Source organism: Pantoea graminicola (genome assembly GCF_048452665.1).
Classification (GTDB): Bacteria; Pseudomonadota; Gammaproteobacteria; order Enterobacterales; family Enterobacteriaceae; genus Pantoea.
Genome location: NZ_JBLWSJ010000007.1, coordinates 20,770 through 39,402 on the forward strand (window position 1 = coordinate 20,770; position 18,633 = coordinate 39,402).

General features: G+C 57.7%; 19 protein-coding genes and 3 tRNA genes. 11 read left to right on the forward strand and 11 right to left on the reverse strand.

Going from position 1 to position 18,633, the window contains the following annotated elements:
- Nucleotides 1–3 precede the first annotated feature (3 nt).
- Nucleotides 4–990 carry a nucleoside hydrolase gene (locus ACNY69_RS15995; protein ID WP_418799162.1) on the forward strand — a complete coding sequence of 329 codons (987 nt, stop codon included), beginning with the start codon at nucleotides 4–6 and terminating at the stop codon, nucleotides 988–990.
- Between the two features lie 139 nt (nucleotides 991–1,129).
- Here the strand turns inward: ACNY69_RS15995 and ACNY69_RS16000 are convergent, their stop codons facing one another.
- The 3 genes from ACNY69_RS16000 to ACNY69_RS16010 form a co-directional block, all read right to left on the reverse strand.
- Complete coding sequence (locus tag ACNY69_RS16000) at nucleotides 1,130–1,594, reverse strand: YbaK/EbsC family protein (protein ID WP_111138554.1); 465 nt, start codon at nucleotides 1,592–1,594, stop codon at nucleotides 1,130–1,132.
- A gap of 94 nt (nucleotides 1,595–1,688) precedes the next feature.
- Nucleotides 1,689–2,483, reverse strand: coding sequence for a siderophore-iron reductase FhuF (gene fhuF, locus ACNY69_RS16005; RefSeq protein ID WP_111138484.1), 795 nt, complete (start codon nucleotides 2,481–2,483; stop codon nucleotides 1,689–1,691).
- Nucleotides 2,484–2,654: 171 nt separating this feature from the next.
- Nucleotides 2,655–3,752 carry a GGDEF domain-containing protein gene (locus tag ACNY69_RS16010; protein WP_418799165.1) on the reverse strand — a complete coding sequence of 366 codons (1,098 nt, stop codon included), beginning with the start codon at nucleotides 3,750–3,752 and terminating at the stop codon, nucleotides 2,655–2,657.
- A gap of 219 nt (nucleotides 3,753–3,971) precedes the next feature.
- Here ACNY69_RS16010 and ACNY69_RS16015 point away from each other — a divergent pair, with 219 nt between their 5' ends.
- Nucleotides 3,972–4,256, forward strand: coding sequence for a DUF1435 domain-containing protein (locus ACNY69_RS16015; protein ID WP_111138482.1), 285 nt, complete (start codon nucleotides 3,972–3,974; stop codon nucleotides 4,254–4,256).
- Between the two features lie 121 nt (nucleotides 4,257–4,377).
- On the opposite strand, the gene ACNY69_RS16020 is transcribed toward ACNY69_RS16015, so the two are convergent.
- The 4 genes from ACNY69_RS16020 to rsmC all read right to left on the reverse strand — a co-directional run bounded on the left by ACNY69_RS16020 (nucleotide 4,378) and on the right by rsmC (nucleotide 5,880).
- Nucleotides 4,378–4,464: transfer RNA gene (locus ACNY69_RS16020), tRNA-Leu, on the reverse strand.
- 28 nt (nucleotides 4,465–4,492) lie between these two features.
- Nucleotides 4,493–4,579, reverse strand: a tRNA-Leu gene (locus ACNY69_RS16025).
- Nucleotides 4,580–4,609: 30 nt separating this feature from the next.
- A tRNA-Leu gene (locus tag ACNY69_RS16030) sits at nucleotides 4,610–4,696 on the reverse strand.
- A 152-nt stretch (nucleotides 4,697–4,848) separates the two neighbouring features.
- The gene (rsmC, locus tag ACNY69_RS16035; protein ID WP_111138481.1) at nucleotides 4,849–5,880 is read right to left on the reverse strand and encodes a 16S rRNA (guanine(1207)-N(2))-methyltransferase RsmC; all 1,032 of its coding nucleotides are present in this window, start codon (nucleotides 5,878–5,880) and stop codon (nucleotides 4,849–4,851) included.
- 106 nt (nucleotides 5,881–5,986) lie between these two features.
- Here rsmC and ACNY69_RS16040 point away from each other — a divergent pair, with 106 nt between their 5' ends.
- From ACNY69_RS16040 to yjjG, 3 genes are read left to right on the forward strand one after another with little or no spacing between them, the layout of a single operon-like run.
- Nucleotides 5,987–6,397 (forward strand): DNA polymerase III subunit psi, encoded by a 411-nt coding sequence (locus ACNY69_RS16040; protein ID WP_111138480.1) that lies wholly within the window; start codon nucleotides 5,987–5,989, stop codon nucleotides 6,395–6,397.
- On the forward strand, nucleotides 6,369–6,809 hold the full coding sequence (rimI, locus tag ACNY69_RS16045; protein WP_111138479.1) for a ribosomal protein S18-alanine N-acetyltransferase: 441 nt from the start codon (nucleotides 6,369–6,371) through the stop codon (nucleotides 6,807–6,809). The genes ACNY69_RS16040 and rimI overlap by 29 nt, the downstream gene beginning before the upstream one ends.
- A gap of 18 nt (nucleotides 6,810–6,827) precedes the next feature.
- The gene (gene yjjG / locus ACNY69_RS16050; RefSeq protein WP_293774664.1) at nucleotides 6,828–7,508 is read left to right on the forward strand and encodes a pyrimidine 5'-nucleotidase; all 681 of its coding nucleotides are present in this window, start codon (nucleotides 6,828–6,830) and stop codon (nucleotides 7,506–7,508) included.
- 87 nt (nucleotides 7,509–7,595) lie between these two features.
- Here the strand turns inward: yjjG and ACNY69_RS16055 are convergent, their stop codons facing one another.
- Nucleotides 7,596–8,246 (reverse strand): YtjB family periplasmic protein, encoded by a 651-nt coding sequence (locus ACNY69_RS16055; RefSeq protein WP_418799168.1) that lies wholly within the window; start codon nucleotides 8,244–8,246, stop codon nucleotides 7,596–7,598.
- Nucleotides 8,247–8,353: 107 nt separating this feature from the next.
- Here ACNY69_RS16055 and serB point away from each other — a divergent pair, with 107 nt between their 5' ends.
- The 3 genes from serB to nadR all read left to right on the forward strand — a co-directional run bounded on the left by serB (nucleotide 8,354) and on the right by nadR (nucleotide 12,044).
- On the forward strand, nucleotides 8,354–9,331 hold the full coding sequence (serB, locus tag ACNY69_RS16060; RefSeq protein WP_367396057.1) for a phosphoserine phosphatase: 978 nt from the start codon (nucleotides 8,354–8,356) through the stop codon (nucleotides 9,329–9,331).
- Between the two features lie 13 nt (nucleotides 9,332–9,344).
- Nucleotides 9,345–10,727: a DNA repair protein RadA gene (gene radA / locus ACNY69_RS16065; RefSeq protein WP_128085969.1), complete on the forward strand. Its 1,383-nt coding sequence runs from the start codon at nucleotides 9,345–9,347 to the stop codon at nucleotides 10,725–10,727.
- A 75-nt stretch (nucleotides 10,728–10,802) separates the two neighbouring features.
- Complete coding sequence (gene nadR, locus ACNY69_RS16070; RefSeq protein WP_293774668.1) at nucleotides 10,803–12,044, forward strand: multifunctional transcriptional regulator/nicotinamide-nucleotide adenylyltransferase/ribosylnicotinamide kinase NadR; 1,242 nt, start codon at nucleotides 10,803–10,805, stop codon at nucleotides 12,042–12,044.
- A 45-nt stretch (nucleotides 12,045–12,089) separates the two neighbouring features.
- Here nadR and ACNY69_RS16075 read toward each other — a convergent pair whose 3' ends face one another.
- Nucleotides 12,090–13,091, reverse strand: coding sequence for a zinc-binding alcohol dehydrogenase family protein (locus tag ACNY69_RS16075; protein ID WP_367396058.1), 1,002 nt, complete (start codon nucleotides 13,089–13,091; stop codon nucleotides 12,090–12,092).
- A gap of 189 nt (nucleotides 13,092–13,280) precedes the next feature.
- Between ACNY69_RS16075 and ACNY69_RS16080 the strand changes: the two genes are divergently transcribed.
- Together ACNY69_RS16080 and ACNY69_RS16085 are read left to right on the forward strand one after the other, a co-directional pair.
- Nucleotides 13,281–14,177, forward strand: a complete 897-nt coding sequence (locus ACNY69_RS16080) for a LysR family transcriptional regulator (RefSeq protein WP_111138472.1) — start codon at nucleotides 13,281–13,283, stop codon at nucleotides 14,175–14,177.
- Between the two features lie 112 nt (nucleotides 14,178–14,289).
- The gene (locus ACNY69_RS16085; RefSeq protein WP_111138471.1) at nucleotides 14,290–14,667 is read left to right on the forward strand and encodes a type II restriction endonuclease; all 378 of its coding nucleotides are present in this window, start codon (nucleotides 14,290–14,292) and stop codon (nucleotides 14,665–14,667) included.
- A 50-nt stretch (nucleotides 14,668–14,717) separates the two neighbouring features.
- Here the strand turns inward: ACNY69_RS16085 and ettA are convergent, their stop codons facing one another.
- Nucleotides 14,718–16,385: an energy-dependent translational throttle protein EttA gene (ettA, locus tag ACNY69_RS16090; protein ID WP_111141504.1), complete on the reverse strand. Its 1,668-nt coding sequence runs from the start codon at nucleotides 16,383–16,385 to the stop codon at nucleotides 14,718–14,720.
- Nucleotides 16,386–16,552: 167 nt separating this feature from the next.
- Nucleotides 16,553–17,317 (reverse strand): DNA-binding transcriptional repressor DeoR, encoded by a 765-nt coding sequence (gene deoR / locus ACNY69_RS16095; protein ID WP_418799276.1) that lies wholly within the window; start codon nucleotides 17,315–17,317, stop codon nucleotides 16,553–16,555.
- 391 nt (nucleotides 17,318–17,708) lie between these two features.
- Between deoR and rbsK the strand changes: the two genes are divergently transcribed.
- On the forward strand, nucleotides 17,709–18,626 hold the full coding sequence (gene rbsK, locus ACNY69_RS16100; RefSeq protein ID WP_418799172.1) for a ribokinase: 918 nt from the start codon (nucleotides 17,709–17,711) through the stop codon (nucleotides 18,624–18,626).
- The last annotated feature ends 7 nt before the right edge of the window (nucleotides 18,627–18,633 follow it).

The following is an 18,633-nucleotide window of genomic DNA, read 5'->3' on the forward strand; positions in this document are numbered from 1 at the left end:
AACATGAAAAGAATCATTATTGACTGCGATCCCGGTAATGGGATTGCAGGTGCCAACACCGACGATGGGCTGGCGATTGCGCTGGCCTTAGCTTCACCCGGACTATCGCTGGAATTGATCACCACCGTGGCCGGTAATACGCCCTGTGACGTGGGTGCGCGCGTTGCCAAAGATCTGATTGTCCGGCTGGGATTAACCATTCCGGTCGTTCAGGGAGCGCCCCGAGCCCTGCAGGAAGATCCTGCGCCGTGGCGGGAAACGCTGGATAACCGGGTGAATCAGCTTGCGCTCAATTCACTCTGGCAGGATGTGCCGCAACCAGCGGCGCTCACGGCCGATGCCTTCGATGCCGCCGACGCGATCGGCAGACTGATTTGTGATAATCCGGGTGAGATTACCCTGGTCGCGATTGGCCCGCTGACGAACGTGGCGCTGGCGATGCAGCGTTATCCTGCGATGGCCGAATTGGTCGCCGAGATTGTGATTATGGGCGGCGTATTTGCGCTGGATGATTACATCAAAGACACCAACTTTGGTCTGGACCCGGAGGCGGCGCATCAGGTACTGCACAGCGGGGCGGCCGTCACGCTGGTGCCGATGGACGCCACAACACAGACGCTGCTCACTCAGCAGGATCTGACTCGTCTGACCGCAGTGGACCATCCGCTGACCGCTTTTGTGCGCGATACGTTGCGGCCCTGGATCGACTATTCGATAGCGACCCGGCAGCTTGCGGGATGCTGGATCCACGATGCGCTGGTGATCGCCTGGCTGCTGAATCAGCGCGTCGCGTCAGGCATTGATTACCAGGTCGATATCGAACTGCGGCCGGGTGCAACGCGCGGTAAAAGCTGGCGTTACCGGCAGCCGCTCAGGCTGAAGGTGGGCGTGCCTGAACAGTGTGGCGCATCGGTGCATGTGCTGCATCGGGTTGATAACGCGCTGCTGCTGTCGATCATCGAAGAGGCATTCAGACGCCTGAAAGCCTGATCCGCCAGGGCGCGCTTACCCGACAGCGGGCTGCGCCGGATTGGGCTTCGGCCCACGGCGCGGTTCCGCTGGTCCGTTCAGGTTAACTGGCGGTCAGCGGCATGATTTCGCAGGCAGAAAGGGCAGGCGAGATCCGGGGTCAGATCACTTCGCAGACGTCGATCCAGCGGGCGTTTGTCAGTTCAGCCATCTGCTGGGGCGAGATGCGCACGGCGCTGTGGATTGCACCCGCAGCGGGCAGAACTTCGTCGAAACTGCGCAGTGAAACATCACAGTAGACGGTCAGCGGATTCTCCAGACCAAATGGACAGACGCCGCCCACCGGATGGCCGGTCCAGTTAATCACCTCATCGACGCTCAGCATTCGTGCCTTCGCCCCGAGTGCTGCTTTCAGCTTGCGATTATCCAGTCGGGCATCGCCTCGCGTCACAATCAGTACCACATCGTTTTTCACTTTCAGCGACAGCGTTTTGGCAATCTCTCCCGGTGTCACGCCGTGGGCGCGGGCAGCCATGCTGACCGTTGCGGTGCTCCCGGCCAGTTCAATAATTTCAATTTCAGGGGCGTGTTCGGCGAAGAACTGGCGCACGGACTCCAGACTCATCTTTTTCTCCAGGCTGATCGAAGGCGTAAAAATTGCCACAAGCCTCAGTGCCTGTAAACGAGATAAACGGAGAATTCGCGGGAATTAACCCTGTTTAGTTACCGCTCAGCGTGCAGTTGCCGCATTGTTCGACATCAGGGATACGATAACGCTGGCAGCAGCTGCGACGAACCAGTTCACCGTTGCGCGGGATCATGGTGCGGTAGAGCGGGTTCTCGCTGCCATCCAGCAGCCGCTGACTGAAGAACAGCGCCTGCTCCAGCTGCAGTACCTGCGCCTCATCGATCTGGCTTTTCAGCTCGCCCAGGAACCACTGGAATGAGTAGCCCATGTTATTCCAGATCAGACGGGCGTTGATGTCGCCATGCTGCGTGATCCCGTTCACCGCCGGAATAAGATGCTGCTGAATCAGCCGGTCAATGCGCTGATGAGGGTTCAGATAGCGCGCTTCCTCATCCTCCTGCACATCGATCCAGAACGTCGCCGGATGGCCATGCTGATGGAAGCCGACGCGGATATGCTCTGGCGAGCAGTCCAGTGCGCGCGACTCCTGCAGCAGCGCCATCATCAGCGGCGGCAGCAGCAGACCAAAATACCATTGCGCCCAGAGTGACAGCACCGGCTTCGCTTCCCGTACCGCATCGGGATGATCGCGATAAAGATAATCGCTGTAGCGCTGGATAAGCGGGGTAAAGCGGGCGGCCTGGGACCACGCGGCGAGGGTCAGCGTGTCATGCGGCGCAGGCTGACTGAACTTTGTTGATTCAAGCAGATAGCTACGCTGCTGTTGCAGTTGCTCATGCAGACTTTCCGCCAGTGGACGGTCGTTCTGCCGGAAGATCATCGACTGAGCGCGAAAACGCGGTTCCTGAACTGAAGCGGTTGCCATGACGACTCGCGAAACGTGTAGATAAGAAAGCAAATGATAATCGTTATTGATTAACTCTACAAGTCGCGCAAAAAATCTTCTGCTGGCGGAGAGAGGCGCAGGCGAAGTCGGGGGGATCAGCACGGACAGGGCAGGGCCTGTCGCGGCGTCACCTCTTTATAATCAGCGTAATCAGGTCGGTTCGCTGGCGGTCTGTTGCGGTTGCCGTGGGAGATCTTCCCAGGCGAGGATAGTATTCCGCCCCTGATTTTTAGCCAGGTAGAGCGCGCTGTCAGCATTGGCAACGGCCTGATCAAATTCATCATCATAAACGGGCGCGATGCCGGCGCTGATGGTGACGTGGGTCGAAACGGTTTCGTTGAAAAGATGGGGAATTTCTAAATCCACCACATACTGGCGGATGCGCTCAGCCAGTTTCAGGGCAATCGAGCTGTTGACGTTGGTCATCAGCACCAGAAACTCTTCGCCGCCATAGCGGGTGACGACATCGCGTGAGCGCACCGCATCACGAATCGCGACAGAGACGCGCGCCAGCGCCTGGTCACCCATCGCATGCCCATAGTTATCGTTGTAGGCTTTGAAGTGATCGATATCCAGCAGCAGCACATAGTGGCTGCCCGCGTGATTCTTCAGAATATTATCGAGCCGGTTCTTCAGGCCACGACGATTATAGAGCCCGGTCAGCGGGTCGAGCATACTGAGATCGCTGAAGGTCTCTTTCTCTTCATAGAGCTGATGCATCAGGCGCAGGGTAAAATTGTCGGCGCGTCGGCGCATCAGATGCTGAAGCGAAAAACCGATTAACGGCAGGGCAATGGTCAGCAGAATCAGCGGCAGATGTTGCGCATTGTCGAGCAGCACCACAGTCAGCACCGGCGGGGTAACGTGCAGCCAGAATGCCGCCAGATAATCACTCAGGGCGATGGCACTGATAAATAACAGACTGATTAAGCTGATAATAAGAAAGCCCCCATCAAAATAGAATATCTGATGAAAGCGATAATTAATGTACCAGGCCCAGAGCACGCCGAGCAGTAACGCGGCGGGATTTAACAGGGGAAGTTTTGCTTTTGGCCAGATTAAATAGGTTATTAGCATGATGCCGCTGAATGCCATGATACAAATGAGCGGCAGCGTCGTATCACTCTTTTCGACGTTAATTACGGGCAGAAGAAAAAAGAGTGAAATGGCGATATTAAGAAACAGAAAAAGCATAACCGACAGCCGGTATTTGCTCTGTTTAAGCTCTTCATATGATTGTAATTTCATTATAAATACTCGCGGCGACCCTGAAATATCAAAGCGCAAGCCGGCAGAATAGCTTCTGCCAGTCAGATAATTATTGCTGTTATTAAAAATGTTATCGGCCGCAATCTAGCATTTTCCAACTGGTCTGTCATCTTCGGTGCGGCGCCAACAAAAACAGGCTGCACAGTGGCGAAAACTGCTCTATGATAATGGGAATGCTTATCATTTGAGGTTTATGTCATGGGAGTAGCGATTGTTGCGGCCTGCAGTCTGTGGGGCATCAGCCTGGCGCTGGGAAAGAAACTGGATAGTGCATGGGGCGTGTTGCTGCCCTGCATCGCGCTGCCGCTGTTTGCATTATGGGAACCCGGCTTCAGTCAGTGGCGGATGGTGATGACCGTGGCGCTGCTGCTGACCGTCGTGATGCTGTTTAATCAGCGTCTGCGTCATTACCTGCTGCTGCCGTCGTGTCTGGTGTTAGCAGGGGGACTCGCGGCCGTCTCTGCAAATTTCCAGCTGCATTAATGCTGTGGCGCGATTGAAAACCGTAACAGGGCGATGAATAACGAACTAAGCGGAGAGAGTGAAACAGAAATACAGGGGAGCAGAGGAGTGGCCGGGAAACGACCTGAAGATTAGACAACGTTGGTGCGAAGAGAGGGACTTGAACCCTCACGTCCGTTAAGACACTAACACCTGAAGCTAGCGCGTCTACCAATTCCGCCACCTTCGCATCGAGTTGTCTTTTCATATCACCGCATTGGTGCGAAGAGAGGGACTTGAACCCTCACGTCCGTTAAGACACTAACACCTGAAGCTAGCGCGTCTACCAATTCCGCCACCTTCGCGCAGTGCTCGCGATATGAAACATGTGATTTTGGTGCGAAGAGAGGGACTTGAACCCTCACGTCCGTTAAGACACTAACACCTGAAGCTAGCGCGTCTACCAATTCCGCCACCTTCGCATACCCGTAACACCCTGAGAATGTTACAACCACGGAGGCGCATTCTAGAGATTTTACTCTTTGCGTCAACAACTATTTCGTCGGGCTGAAACGATCGCTGCAAAAAGCAACGTTTTCAGCCCGCCAGCACGGTGAGTGGCGATAAAAAGCACTTAGCGTGCCTTCGCACCACGACCATAAACAGCACGATAGACTTTAAAGCGACCGGTCTGTGCAAGCACTTCGTGGCTGCCGAAGGTTTCATCCAGCACCTGCGGATAGGGCAGGAAGCTATTTGCCACGATACGCAGCTCACCGCCGGTGTTCAGATGCTTCACCGCGCCCCGGATCAGCGCCTGAGCCGCATCGAGGCTGGTCTGTGTCCCTTCATGGAAAGGCGGGTTGGAGATAATCATATCGAAACGGCCCGTGACGTCAGAGAAGACGTTGCTGGCGAAGACCTCGCCCTCAATGCCGTTGGCGGCCAGCGTCGCTTTACTCGCTTCGATCGCCGCTGCGTGCACATCGCACAGCCACAGACGGACCTTAGGCGAAACGGCAGAGAGCGAAGCGGCCATCACGCCCGCGCCACAGCCCATATCCAGCACCTTACCTTTGGTGTGCGGAGCAAACGTTGAAAGCAGCAGGGCGCTGCCGCTGTCCAGGCCATCACGGCTGAAGACGCCCGGCAGGGTGTGGATGGTCAGATTATCCAGCTGATAGTGATCGCCAAAGGCGCTGACATCAAACGCAGGCTGGGTATCGAGGCGGCCATGATAGAGCCCACAGCGGCGGGCGCTGTCGATCTTCTCCAGCTGCACCCACGACGCCAGCATACCTTCTGCGCTGCGCACACCGCTGCGGTTTTCACCGACCACGAACACGTCGCAGCCCACCGGCAGCAGGGACAGCAGGTTCTGCAGCTGGAACTGCACTTCCGGCTTATTTTTCGTCCAGAAGTAGATCAGCGTATCGCAGCCCTGCACATCTTCCGCCTGCGCCACCATGCCGTAACGGGCCTGCTCGCCCATGCGGCGGCTCAGGTTTTGCCAGTGATGATATTGCTGGGTGTGAACGCGCGACGAGGCGGTTTCCAGCTGAGCGGGCAGGTCATCCTGCAGATCGCCAGCAAATAAGACATGGCGGGCGGTAAATTCATCACTGTGGCGCAGAATAACTTCACTGGCCGGGGAAAAAGCAGACATGTAGGGCTCCTGTAAGATCTGAGCGGGGATTATAGTGCTTTGTTGGCGCATGTTCGATGGGTTTGCTAGCATAGCGTCGCAATCAGGCAGCAGAACAGGTAACACCATGACGTCCAGGCGCGACTGGCTTTTACAGCAAATGGGAATTACGCAGTATCAACTGCGCCGCCCGCGCGTGCTTCAGGGCGAAATTGCCGTCACGCTGGCCCCGGACACGCAGTTAATCATTGTCGCTGAAGTGCCCCCCGGTCTGGATGAGCCGCTGATGCGCGACGTGCTGCATGCCCTCCATCTGCAACCTGCACAGGTCATGACCGTTACGCCGGATCAGCTGCAGATGCTGCCGGAAACGCTGAACTGCGCAGGCTGGCTGCTGGGTGTTGAAAGCGAACAGACCTTCAATGGCGTGGCACTAAGCAGCGCCTCTTTTAATGAACTGATCAGCAGCGGCGTCGCCAGACGCGCGCTCTGGCAACAGATGTGTAACCATGACAGCCATCTCTTTCCTCACCCCTGACGATCTGGCGGAAGCCTTTGCGATTGAGTGCCGCAGCCACGCGTTTCCCTGGCGTGAGCAGACTTTTGCCAGCAATCAGGGTGATCGCTTCCTCAATCTGCGACTCGACGTCGGGGACAAAATGGCCGCCTTTGCCATTACCCAGGTCGTCCTCGACGAAGCCTCCCTGTTCAATATTGCGGTCGATCCCGCTTTTCAGCGTCGGGGATTAGGCCGTCAGCTGTTGCAGCATCTGATCGAGGCGTTGATCAAACGCGATGTGCTGACGCTGTGGCTGGAAGTGCGGGCCTCAAACCTGCCCGCTATCGCGCTCTATGAGCAGCTTGGCTTCAATCAGGTCAGTCGTCGCCCTGACTACTATCCCACTGCCAGCGGCCGTGAAGATGCCATTCTTATGGCGCTGACGCTGTAGCCGCATAGAGGAGTTTTCATGTCAGAACACTGGGATTGCATCCTGTTTGATGCAGACGATACCCTTTTTCATTTCGACGCCTTCGCCGGGCTGCAGCGCCTGTTCGCGGGTTACGATGTGCAGTTTACCGACCAGGATTACAGCGATTATCAGGCGATAAACAAACCGCTCTGGGTCGATTACCAGAACGGCACGATTTCGGCGCTACAGCTGCAGACGCAGCGGTTTAACCACTGGAGCGAAAAGCTCAGCGTTGCCCCCGAGATCCTCAACAGCGGTTTTCTCAGCGCCATGGGCGAGATCTGCACGCCGCTGCCGGGCGCGGTCAGCCTGATGAATCGGCTGCACGGGCGGGTGAAAATGGGCATCATCACCAATGGCTTTACCGCGCTGCAGCAGATCCGCCTGGAGCGCACCGGCTTCCGCGACTACTTCTCGGCGCTGGTGATCTCTGAGCAGGTCGGGGTGCCCAAACCGGCGGCAGCAATTTTTGATTATGCGCTGGAACAGCTGGGCAATCCGGATCGTCAGCGGGTGCTGATGGTGGGCGATACCCCGGAATCGGACATTCTGGGCGGCATGAACGCGGGCCTGAAAACCTGCTGGCTCGATCATGGCACCCGACCGCTGCCGGACCATATCAAACCGACCTGGCAGGTCAAATCGCTGGCCGAACTGGAAGCGCTGCTGGTCGGCTGACTGACGCCGCACACCGCGATCGCCTGCCGATCAAAAAAGGCCCGCAGCGCGGGCCTTTTTGTTTAACGCATTCGCGGCGCCAGCGCGCTACGCTTTCTTCTCTTCGTCATCATCGCGATCCTCTTTCACCGGCGTACTGGCGGTCAGCAGAAACGGCGACTGCTGCCAGCGGGTGCGGCGATGACGCAGCAGGGTGCGGGAGAGGATAATGCCGATGGCCAGTGCCAGCAGCATCATCAGGCGCAGAATATTTGTGGTGTTATCGACCTGATGTGAGTCGGTGACCAGCACATGGGTGTCGAGCGTTACGCGCAGAAAGCCCAGCGGACCATCGTTCCCGGCCAGCGGCTGCACAATTTGATGGTTGAAATAGCTGCCCGCACGCTGCCCGTCGAGCGCCAGCCGGTCGCGGACATTGATATTCTCACCGCTGTGGGCCACCAGGCTGCCGTCGCCGTCGTAGACCGACGCATCCAGAATACGGCTGTTCGCCGTCATCTGGTTCAGGATCGCTTCGATCTGATTACGGTTATTTTCGCTGTTGTCCATCAATGGCTTAAGGCTGAACGCCACCTGACTGGTGAGCGTATGCGCCAGCTCCTCAACCTGTTCAGACCGCGCCATCTGATGACCCAGACTGAACCAGGATGCGCCCTGCATCAGGACGACCAGCAGCGCCATCGAGATGAGCACGATCACGGTTCGATGCAAGCGAAATTTCAGTGCGGTTTTAGCCATTAATCATCCGGGTCATATCACAACAGAAAGCCTGGAGATTATGTTGCCAGAAGCGGCGCAGACAAGGTAGCCTCTTGCGTGGTTTTGTTGTCCCTACAGGAGCTGTGATGCCAAATCGTTTAACCTGGTGCGATCTTCCCGCCGATGTCTCTCTCTGGCCGGGTTTGCCCCTTTCTCTTAGCGGTGATGAAGTGATGCCGCTGGATTATCGCGCTGGCCGCACCGGCTGGCTGCTGTATGGCCGCGGGCTGGATAAACAGCGCCTGACCGATTATCAGCATCAGCTGGGTGCCGCGATGGTGATCGTCAGCGCCTGGAACGTCGATGAGTATCAGGTGATTCGCCTGGCGGGATCGCTGACGCCCTTTGCCAGCAAGCTGGCGCACGACGCCGGGCTGGACGTGGCGCCGCTGGGTAAAATTCCGTGGCTGAAAGCGCCAGGGCTGCTGGTAATGGATATGGACTCTACCGCGATTCAGATCGAATGCATCGACGAGATCGCAAAACTGGCGGGCTGCGGCGAGCAGGTGGCGGACGTGACGGAGCGCGCGATGCGTGGTGAACTCGACTTCGCCGCCAGCCTGCGCGAGCGCGTGGCGGCCCTGCAGGGTGCAGACGCCAATATCCTGAAGCAGGTGCGTGATGCCCTGCCGCTGATGCCAGGCCTGACGACGCTGACGCAGAAACTGCAGGCGCTGGGCTGGCAGGTCGCTATCGCGTCCGGCGGCTTTACCTACTATGCCGAATACCTGCGCGACAGGCTGCACCTGTCAGCGGTGGCGGCCAATGAGCTTGAAATTCGCGACGGCAAGCTGACCGGCAAGGTGCTGGGCCCGATTGTCGACGCACAATACAAAGCCGATACCCTGAAAAAGCTGGCGCAGCGTTTTAACATCGCGCCGGAGCAGACGGTGGCGATCGGCGATGGTGCCAATGACCTGCTGATGATCAAAGCCGCAGCACTGGGCATTGCGTTCCATGCTAAACCTAAGGTGAATGAGCAGACTGCAGTCACCATTCGCCATGCCGATCTTATGGGGGTGTTCTGCATCCTGACCGGCAGCCTGATCCACGAAGAGCGTTAACTGAGGTATTGATTTGGCCAAAGCGGCAAAACGCGCATTTGTCTGTAACGAATGTGGCGCAGATTACCCACGCTGGCAGGGGCAATGCAGCGCCTGTCACGCCTGGAACACCATCACCGAGGTGCGCATCGCCGCCTCGCCTGCGGCTGCGCGTAACGAGCGCCTGAGCGGTTACGCCGGCAGTGCCGGCACCAGCCGGGTGCAGAAACTCTCTGAAATCAGTCTGGAGGCGCTGCCGCGTTTCTCCTCCACCTTCAAAGAGTTTGACCGGGTGCTGGGCGGCGGCGTGGTACCCGGCAGCGCCATCCTGATCGGCGGCAACCCCGGCGCCGGGAAATCGACGCTGCTGCTGCAGGTGATGTGCCGGCTGTCAGAGGGGATGAAAACCCTCTACGTGACCGGTGAAGAGTCGCTGCAACAGGTCGCGATGCGCGCCCATCGTCTGGGATTGCCCACCGAAAATGTGAATATGCTGTCGGAAACCAGCATTGAGCAGATCTGCCTGATCGCCGAGCAGGAGCAGCCGCAACTGATGGTGATCGACTCGATCCAGGTGATGCACATGGCGGAGATCCAGTCGTCACCCGGCAGCGTTGCCCAGGTGCGTGAAACCGCCGCCTATCTGACGCGCTTTGCCAAAACGCGCGGCGTGGCGATCATCATGGTCGGTCACGTCACCAAAGATGGCTCGCTGGCGGGACCGAAAGTGCTGGAGCACTGCATCGACTGTTCGGTGCTGCTGGATGGCGATGCTGACTCCCGCTTCCGCACGCTGCGCAGCCATAAAAACCGCTTCGGCGCGGTCAACGAACTGGGCGTGTTTGCCATGACCGAACAGGGCATGCGTGAAGTCAGTAACCCGTCAGCGATCTTTCTGTCGCGCGGCGAAGAGGTGACGTCCGGCAGCTCCGTGATGGTGCTGTGGGAGGGAACGCGGCCGCTGCTGGTGGAGATTCAGGCGCTGGTCGATCACTCAATGATGGGCAATCCGCGCCGTGTGGCGGTGGGGCTGGAGCAGAACCGTCTGGCGATTCTGCTGGCGGTGCTGCATCGTCACGGTGGACTGCAGATGGCGGACCAGGATGTGTTCGTCAACGTCGTCGGCGGCGTCAAAGTCACCGAAACCGGTGCGGACCTGGCGCTGATGCTGTCGATGGTGTCGAGTCTGCGTGACCGTCCGCTGCCGCAGGATCTGGTGATCTTCGGCGAAGTCGGCCTGGCCGGTGAAATCCGTCCGGTGCCCAGCGGCCAGGAACGCATCTCCGAAGCGGCGAAGCACGGCTTCAGACGCGCGATTGTGCCCGCCGGCAATGCACCGAAAAAACCGATTGCCGGGATGCAGGTGTTCAGCGTGAAGAAGCTGGCCGATGCGCTGGCCATTCTGGACGAACTGTAACGCGCCTGCGGCCTGTCAGCCGGAGTGCAGGGCAGGCCGGACGCACCTTAACCGCATTGATGCAGGAGGCACGACATGTCGTCGTTTGAATATCTGAAAACGGCCATCCGCCAGCAGGGTCACACGCTGCAACAGGTCGCTGATGCCAGCGGCATGACGAAAGGCTATCTGAGCCAGTTGCTCAATGCCAAAATTAAAAGCCCCAGCGCGCAGAAGCTGGAGGCGCTGCACCGCTTTCTGGGCCTGGAGTTTCCGCGCCGGGACAAACGGATAGGGGTGATATTCGGTAAGTTCTATCCCCTGCATACCGGCCATATCTATTTGATCCAGCGCGCCTGCAGCCAGGTGGATGAGCTGCATATCATCATGGGCTACGACGAGCCGCGCGACCGGGAGCTGTTTGAGAACAGCGCGATGTCTCAGCAGCCGACGGTCAGCGATCGTCTGCGCTGGCTGCTGCAGACCTTTAAGTATCAGAAAAATATCCGCATCCACGCCTTCAATGAAGAGGGGATCGAGCCTTATCCGCACGGCTGGGATGTCTGGAGCAGAGGCGTTAGTGCTTTCCTCAGCGAACAGGGAATTACGGCGGACTGTATCTACACCAGCGAAGCGCCCGATGCCGAGATGTATCAGCAGCATCTGGGGATTCAGACCGTGCTGGTCGATCCCAGCCGATCCTTTATGAGCATCAGCGGTGCGCAGATCCGTCAGGATCCGTTCCGCTTCTGGGACTACATTCCCACCGAAGTGAAACCGTTCTTTGTCCGCACCGTGGCGATCCTCGGCGGAGAATCCAGCGGCAAATCGACGCTGGTCAATAAACTCGCCAACATCTTCAACACCACCAGCGCCTGGGAGTATGGCCGGGACTACGTCTTCTCCCATCTGGGCGGCGATGAGATGGCGCTGCAATATTCCGATTACGACAAAATCGCGCTGGGGCAGGCGCAGTACATCGATTTCGCCGTTAAATATGCCAACAAGGTGGCATTCATCGACACCGATTTCGTGACCACGCAGGCGTTCTGTCTGAAGTATGAGGGGCGTGAACATCCCTTTGTGCAGGCGCTGATCGACGAATATCGCTTTGATCTGGTGATCCTGCTGGAAAATAACGTGCCCTGGGTGGCCGATGGATTGCGCAGTCTGGGCAGTTCGGTGGATCGTCGGGAGTTTCAGTCGATGCTGGTGACGATGCTGCGGGAAAATAACATCGATTTTCTGCACGTTCAGGAAGATGATTATGACACCCGCTTCCTGCGCTGCATTGAGCTGGTGAAGGCGATGCTGGGCGAGAAAAACGCCCAGCCATAACGCCTGTGGCGATCCGGTCTGCCGTCCGGCAGCCGGATCGACGCATCAGTAGACCATCACCACTTTACCGCGCATGTGGCCTTCCAGCACCCGCTGATGGGCGGCTTTCAGCGTCTCCACGCTCAGGCCGTGCAGCGTCTCGCTCAGCGTCGTCTGCAGTTTCCCCTCATCCAGCAGCGCCGACACCGCATCCAGAATCTCACCCTGGCGCGCCATGTCCGGCGTATTGAACATGCTGCGGGTATACATCAGCTCGAAGTGCAGCGCGGCGCTCTTCAGTTTCAGCTGATCCATCGACAGCGGATGCTCGTTTTCGACAATGGTGCAGATGTGGCCCTGCGGGGCGATCAGTCTGGCCATAGTGTCCCAGTGACCGTCGGTGTCATTCAGGCAGAAGATGTAATCAACCTGCTTAATCCCCTGTTTCTCCAGCTCGCCGACCATATCTTTGTAGTTGATCACCCGATCGGCACCGCGATCGCGACACCACTGCGCGGAATCTTCCCGTGAGGCGGTGGCGATGATCTGCACCTTGCTGCGCAGCTTCGCCAGCGGGATCGCCAGCGATCCCACCCCGCCCGCGCCGCCGACGATCAGCAGCGTCTGATCGGCCGTAGCGTTCTCCAGGTTCAGTCGCTCAAACAGCCCTTCCCAGGCGGTCAGGGCGGTCAGCGGGATCGCCGCCGACTGCGCCCAGTCCAGGCTCTCCGGCTTGTGGCCGGTAATACGTGAATCCACCAGCTGCTCGGTGCTGTTACTGCCGGGCCGGGTCAGATCGCCTGCGTAAAAAACTTCGTCGCCGGGTTTAAAGTTGCTGACTTTGCTGCCGACTTCCAGCACCACGCCGCTGGCGTCCCAGCCGAGAATGCGCGGCTGCTCAAGGCCATTCTTCATCGCCCCTTTGTGGACTTTGGTGTCGACCGGGTTGACCGACGCCGCTTTCACTTCGACACGCAGGTCATACTCACCGGGCGTCAGGGATTCAGGGAAAATCTCAGTGAAGGTTGCAGGATTTTCCGGATTAACTGCGATAGCGCGAATAGACATAGCATTTTCCTGTTTAATCAGGCTCTCAGCCTGGAGCGTATCTCTGCCATTCCGGCCGTGATGCGTGGGCTGCGCCACGCTTTACGGAGCGGGATGGCGAATCATTCAGAACCGGCTTTAAGTGTAGAACCTGAATTTAGCGGTGATAAGATGGACAATCTTTCATAGAGTGTTCGTCTGAGGTGAACAATGGCGTTTCGGCAGTGGCAGGATATGGCGCTTTTCGCGCTGGTGGCGGAGTGCGGCAGCTTTACCGGTGCGGCAGAACGGGCCGGTCTGCCGAAATCGAGCGTCAGCCAGCGCATCAGCCAGCTGGAGCAGCGGCTGGGGATCCGGCTGCTGAACCGTACCACCCGCCAGCTCAATCTGACCTTTGCCGGTGAACGCTATCTGCTGCACTGCCAGGAGATGATGCAGGCCAGTGAACGCGCCGATCAGGCAATTGCCAGCCTGCGTGATAACCCCAGCGGACGCCTGCGCATCACCAGCCCGGCGGGGATCGGCGCTACGCTGCTGGCGCGCTGCAACGCGGCATTTTTACGCCTTTACCCTGATGTGACGCTGGATGTGTCGATATCGGATGAGATGCGCGACCTGGTGCAGGAGGGGTTTGATGTGGCGCTCCGCACCGGTCAGCCGCAGGAGTCATCGCTGATTGGCCGCCGGATAGGCAACTGCCCGCGACGGCTGGTCGCCTCTCAGCACTATCTCGACCAGCATCCGCCGCTGGTCCACCCCCAGCAGCTGTCGGCCCATCGCTGCATTGCGCACCGCGCCTGGAATGAATGGGTGCTGCAGCGCGACGAAGACTTCTACCGCTGGCTGCTGCCGCCAGGCCACCTCACGGACAATCTGCTCTACGCGCGCGAATCGGCGCTGGGCGATGCGGGCATCACGCTGCTGCCGCAATTTCTGACCGATGGGCCGATGGCCGATCCCCGGCTGGTGCCGGTGTTGCCGGAATGGGAGGTCGAAGGCAATGAGCTGTGGCTGGTCTATCCGGGCCGCAAACTGCAGTCACCCGCGCTGGCACGCTTTATTGAGTTTGCGCTGCAGTCACCGGTATTCAGGGCGTTTTATCGCTGAGCATGAAATAAAGATTCCTGGCGTTTCCTCTAACTTTGATACCGGCAGCAGAAAATGATATTGCATTAATTATGATGGTCTTTCCTGTTCTTCTCAAAGGATGAGAAATGTTATGAAAGCTCAAAATTTAAAAAGTGCATGTATTAAAACTTTATCAAAAAGTGAAATTTACGATCAAAAAGAGTTTAACGGTGTAACAGCCCTTAAAACTATTCTGGGTCATGAAAATAAAGAGTTTGAAGCAGACTTTGTACTCAGAGGCAGTGATGTCAGCTGTAGTGCATCAGTTACCTGGTATGATGCCAGAGAGTCACACGAGAGCCGATCTGAATTCCGGCTTTATTATGAAGGCAATCCGGTGATGGAACTGGCAGAGCCCGGTGATAATATCGTTATTGGTTTTGATAGAAAAAAGACCTTAACCTGCATTCTGTTTAAAACACATGATGATGAGCATCAGGGACATATTGAGCAGTGGACGCCGCTGTAACAAAATAAAAAAGGGAAGCATCCGCTTCCCTTTTAATATTCATCCGACGCTTACTTCGTCATACGCTTGTACTTGATGCGCTTCGGCTCCAGAGCGTCTGCGCCGAGGGTACGCTTCTTGTACTCTTCATATTCGGTAAAGTTACCTTCGAAGAATTCGATTTTACCCTCATCCTGATAATCCAGAATGTGAGTCGCGATACGGTCCAGGAACCAGCGGTCATGCGAGATGACCATGGCACAGCCCGGGAACTCCAGCAGGGCGTTTTCCAGCGCGCGCAGGGTTTCGATGTCCAGGTCGTTGGTTGGCTCATCGAGCAGCAGCATGTTGCCGCCTACCTGCAGCAGTTTCGCCAGGTGCAGACGACCGCGTTCACCGCCCGACAGTTCACCGACGCGTTTACCCTGATCGACGCCTTTGAAGTTAAAGCGGCCGACATAGGCGCGGCTTGGCATCTCGGTGTTACCGATACGCATAATGTCCTGACCGCCGGAAACCTCTTCCCACACGGTTTTGGAATTGTCCATGCTGTCGCGGAACTGATCGACGGAGGCCAGCTTCACGGTTTCACCCAGCACGATGCTGCCGGAATCGGGCTGCTCCTGACCGGACATCATACGGAACAGCGTCGATTTACCCGCACCGTTCGGACCGATTATCCCGACAATCGCGCCTTTTGGCACAGAGAACGAGAGATCATCAATCAGCACACGATCGCCGTATGATTTACGCAGGTTGCTGACTTCCAGCACTTTGTCACCCAGACGGGCACCTGGCGGAATGAACAGTTCGTTGGTTTCGTTACGCTTCTGGTAGTCGGTGTTATTCAGCTCTTCAAAGCGTGCCAGACGGGCTTTGCCTTTAGACTGCTGGCCTTTTGGTCCTTTACGAACCCACTCCAGCTCTTTCTCGATCGACTTGCGGCGAGCGGCTTCGGTAGAGGCTTCCTGTGCCAGACGTGCATCTTTCTGCTCCAGCCAGGAGGAGTAGTTGCCTTCCCACGGAATGCCTTCGCCGCGGTCCAGCTCCAGAATCCAGCCCGCCACGTTATCCAGGAAGTAACGGTCGTGCGTAATCGCCACGACGGTGCCTTCGAAGTCATGCAGGAAGCGCTCCAGCCAGGCGACAGACTCGGCGTCCAGGTGGTTGGTCGGTTCGTCCAGCAGCAGCATGTCTGGTTTTTCCAGCAGCAGGCGGCAGAGGGCGACGCGGCGACGTTCACCACCGGAGAGGTTCGCGATTTTCGCATCCCAGTCTGGCAGGCGCAGCGCATCGGCCGCACGTTCCAGCTGCGTATTCAGGTTGTGACCGTCGTGCGCCTGGATAATCTCTTCCAGACGACCCTGTTCAGCGGCCAGCTTGTCGAAGTCTGCATCCTCTTCGGCGTACAGGGCATAGACTTCGTCGAGGCGCTTCAGCGCGCCAACCACTTCGGACATCGCCTCTTCCACCGACTCACGCACGGTGTGTTCAAGGTTCAGCTGCGGCTCCTGCGGCAGGTAGCCAATCTTGATGCCTGGCTGCGGACGCGCTTCCCCTTCGATATCTTTATCGATGCCGGCCATGATGCGCAGCAGGGTAGATTTACCCGCACCGTTCAGACCGAGGACGCCGATTTTTGCGCCTGGGAAGAAGCTGAGCGAGATGTTTTTCAGGATATGTCGCTTCGGCGGAACCACTTTGCCGACGCGATGCATGCTATAGACGAATTGAGCCACGTTGGTTTGAGCCTCTGGGTCTTGGTCGTTGGAATGATGTCGAAGTTTAGCCTTTTTCACCGTCTAATCCCAGCCGGGGGGCGGCGAATATTACCCAGGCCGGGGAATCGCGGACGGTGCAGAGCGCCACCGTCTGGTTTCAGTGCCGCCAGGCGGACAGGCAGGGATCAGGGCAGGCGCAGCGGTAGCGCCTGCTGGGCCAGCCAGTGTTGCAACGCCTGATCGGGCGCGCTGTCGCTGACCAGCAGATCAAAGCGCTGCAGTTCGGCGATACGGGCGGGCAGCACCTTGCCATACTTGCTGCTGTCAGCCACCAGCACCGACTTGCGGGCGCGCAGCATGGCGTGATGCTTCATCATCAGCTCATTAGTGTTGTAGCAGGTCGCGCCCTGATCTTTGTCGATGCCAGCGGCAGAGATAAAGGCCAGCGTTGGACAGAGATCATCCAGGATGGTGTGCACGCCAATCGGCGTAAACAGGGCATTGTCAGCGTGAAATTCACCGCCGCTCAGGATCACGTTGCAGGCCGGTTTCTCCTTCAGCGTCAGAAAGGTGTTCATGGCGCAGCAGATGGCGGTAAACGCGAGGGTATCGGGGATCGCATCCACGATGTAGGGGAGGGTGGTGCCGCAGTCAAAAAAGACCGTATCGTTCTCCGCGATCAGGCTGGCTGCGGCCTGAGCCAGCCGCTGTTTTCGGGCGGCATTCTGCCCATGCTGATCGCTGACAAAATAGTGGCTGGCGTGACTTTTCGGATCGCTGACGATATAGCCGCCCAGCAGAACGATGCTGGAAGCGGGTTCGGTTAAGTCGCGCCGCACCGTCATCTCTGAGACGCCCAGCAGCTGAGCCGCATCTTTCAGATGCAGTTTATCGGTGCGTTTCAGCGCCTGCGTCAGCTTGTGAATGCGTTCGTCGCGCCGGGTTTCCATGGTCATCTCTCTGTTACCTATCCTGCAGTGCGGAACAAGGACGCCGTAACCGGCGTTATATCGCGACAAACCTCACAGATTTGAATGAGTTGCGTCTCATCCGCCAGGCTGGCAATCAATCTTACCCGCAATCCGTAAGGGCCGCAAACCTGCGCTGCGCGGTCAGCGTTGTGTCACACCACGACCGCATACAGGCGGGGAGATAAGTCTCGCCCGCATAGCCGGTGATGTTGTCTTGTTATAATAGTAACATCTGCCCTCCCTTTTATCGCCGAGAGGTCGGGTCGTCTGCCGCTTCAGGATGTGGTTTTTGTCACATATTTAACCTTTAAGAAAGGTTATTGTGAATTTATTAACATTCAGGTTTGCAACACATCCGGGAGAAACCGTTATGACAATCGCGGTGATCGGCTCAAATATGGTCGATCTGATTACGTATACCAACAGCCTGCCAAAAGCGGGCGAAACCCTCGAAGCCCCCGACTTTGCCATCGGCTGCGGCGGCAAAGGTGCCAACCAGGCGGTCGCGGCGGCAAAAATGGGCGGTCGCGTGATGATGGTCAGCAAGGTCGGCGACGATCTCTTCGCGCCCAACACCGTGGCCAATCTGCAACAGCAGGGTGTCAACACGCGCTATGTGACGACCGCCACAGGCACCTCCAGCGGCGTGGCCCCTATCTTTGTCGATGACCAGTCGCAGAACCGCATTCTGATTATCAAGGGCGCCAACCAGCAGCTGAAACCGGCGGATATCGACGACGCGGCAGAGGCTCTGAAAGCCTGTGCGCTGATCATTCTGCAGCTGGAGATCCCACTGGAAACGGTCTACTACGCCATTGATTTTGCCCGCCGGCATCAGATCCGGGTGATCCTCAATCCGGCGCCGGCCGTCGCCACGCTGGACATCGACTATGCCTGCAAATGTGATTTCTTTATGCCCAATGAAACCGAGCTGGAGATCCTGACCGGCCTGCCGGTCAGCAGCGATGAAGAGGTGATGCTTGCCGGGCAGTCGCTGCTGAAGCGCGGCCTCAAAAATCTGATCATCACTCTGGGCAGCCGGGGATCGATCTGGATGAGCGGCGATCGGGTTCATCGTGTGGCCGCTACGCCGGTTCAGGCGGTGGACACCAGCGGCGCAGGCGATGCCTTTATCGGCTGCTTTGCATATCTGCTGACCGAAACCGGTGATGTGGCCGCCGCTATGGCGCAGGCGTCTGCTTATGCCGCCTGCAGCGTTACCGGGCGTGGCACCCAGCGTGCTTACCCCACCGCCGAGTGTTTTCAGCGTTTTCTTAACCTTAACTGAGGTTCTG

What these genes read in the sequence shown, in the direction of transcription:
- ACNY69_RS15995 (WP_418799162.1), top strand. Translation starts at nt 4, where the DNA reads ATGAAAAGAATCATTATTGACTGCGATCCCGGTAATGGGATTGCAGGT.
- ACNY69_RS16000 (WP_111138554.1), bottom strand. Translation starts at nt 1,594, where the DNA reads ATGAGTCTGGAGTCCGTGCGCCAGTTCTTCGCCGAACACGCCCCTGAA.
- fhuF (WP_111138484.1), bottom strand. Translation starts at nt 2,483, where the DNA reads ATGGCAACCGCTTCAGTTCAGGAACCGCGTTTTCGCGCTCAGTCGATG.
- ACNY69_RS16010 (WP_418799165.1), bottom strand. Translation starts at nt 3,752, where the DNA reads ATGAAATTACAATCATATGAAGAGCTTAAACAGAGCAAATACCGGCTG.
- ACNY69_RS16015 (WP_111138482.1), top strand. Translation starts at nt 3,972, where the DNA reads ATGGGAGTAGCGATTGTTGCGGCCTGCAGTCTGTGGGGCATCAGCCTG.
- rsmC (WP_111138481.1), bottom strand. Translation starts at nt 5,880, where the DNA reads ATGTCTGCTTTTTCCCCGGCCAGTGAAGTTATTCTGCGCCACAGTGAT.
- ACNY69_RS16040 (WP_111138480.1), top strand. Translation starts at nt 5,987, where the DNA reads ATGACGTCCAGGCGCGACTGGCTTTTACAGCAAATGGGAATTACGCAG.
- rimI (WP_111138479.1), top strand. Translation starts at nt 6,369, where the DNA reads ATGACAGCCATCTCTTTCCTCACCCCTGACGATCTGGCGGAAGCCTTT.
- yjjG (WP_293774664.1), top strand. Translation starts at nt 6,828, where the DNA reads ATGTCAGAACACTGGGATTGCATCCTGTTTGATGCAGACGATACCCTT.
- ACNY69_RS16055 (WP_418799168.1), bottom strand. Translation starts at nt 8,246, where the DNA reads ATGGCTAAAACCGCACTGAAATTTCGCTTGCATCGAACCGTGATCGTG.
- serB (WP_367396057.1), top strand. Translation starts at nt 8,354, where the DNA reads ATGCCAAATCGTTTAACCTGGTGCGATCTTCCCGCCGATGTCTCTCTC.
- nadR (WP_293774668.1), top strand. Translation starts at nt 10,803, where the DNA reads ATGTCGTCGTTTGAATATCTGAAAACGGCCATCCGCCAGCAGGGTCAC.
- ACNY69_RS16075 (WP_367396058.1), bottom strand. Translation starts at nt 13,091, where the DNA reads ATGTCTATTCGCGCTATCGCAGTTAATCCGGAAAATCCTGCAACCTTC.
- ACNY69_RS16080 (WP_111138472.1), top strand. Translation starts at nt 13,281, where the DNA reads ATGGCGTTTCGGCAGTGGCAGGATATGGCGCTTTTCGCGCTGGTGGCG.
- ACNY69_RS16085 (WP_111138471.1), top strand. Translation starts at nt 14,290, where the DNA reads ATGAAAGCTCAAAATTTAAAAAGTGCATGTATTAAAACTTTATCAAAA.
- deoR (WP_418799276.1), bottom strand. Translation starts at nt 17,317, where the DNA reads ATGGAAACCCGGCGCGACGAACGCATTCACAAGCTGACGCAGGCGCTG.
- rbsK (WP_418799172.1), top strand. Translation starts at nt 17,709, where the DNA reads ATGACAATCGCGGTGATCGGCTCAAATATGGTCGATCTGATTACGTAT.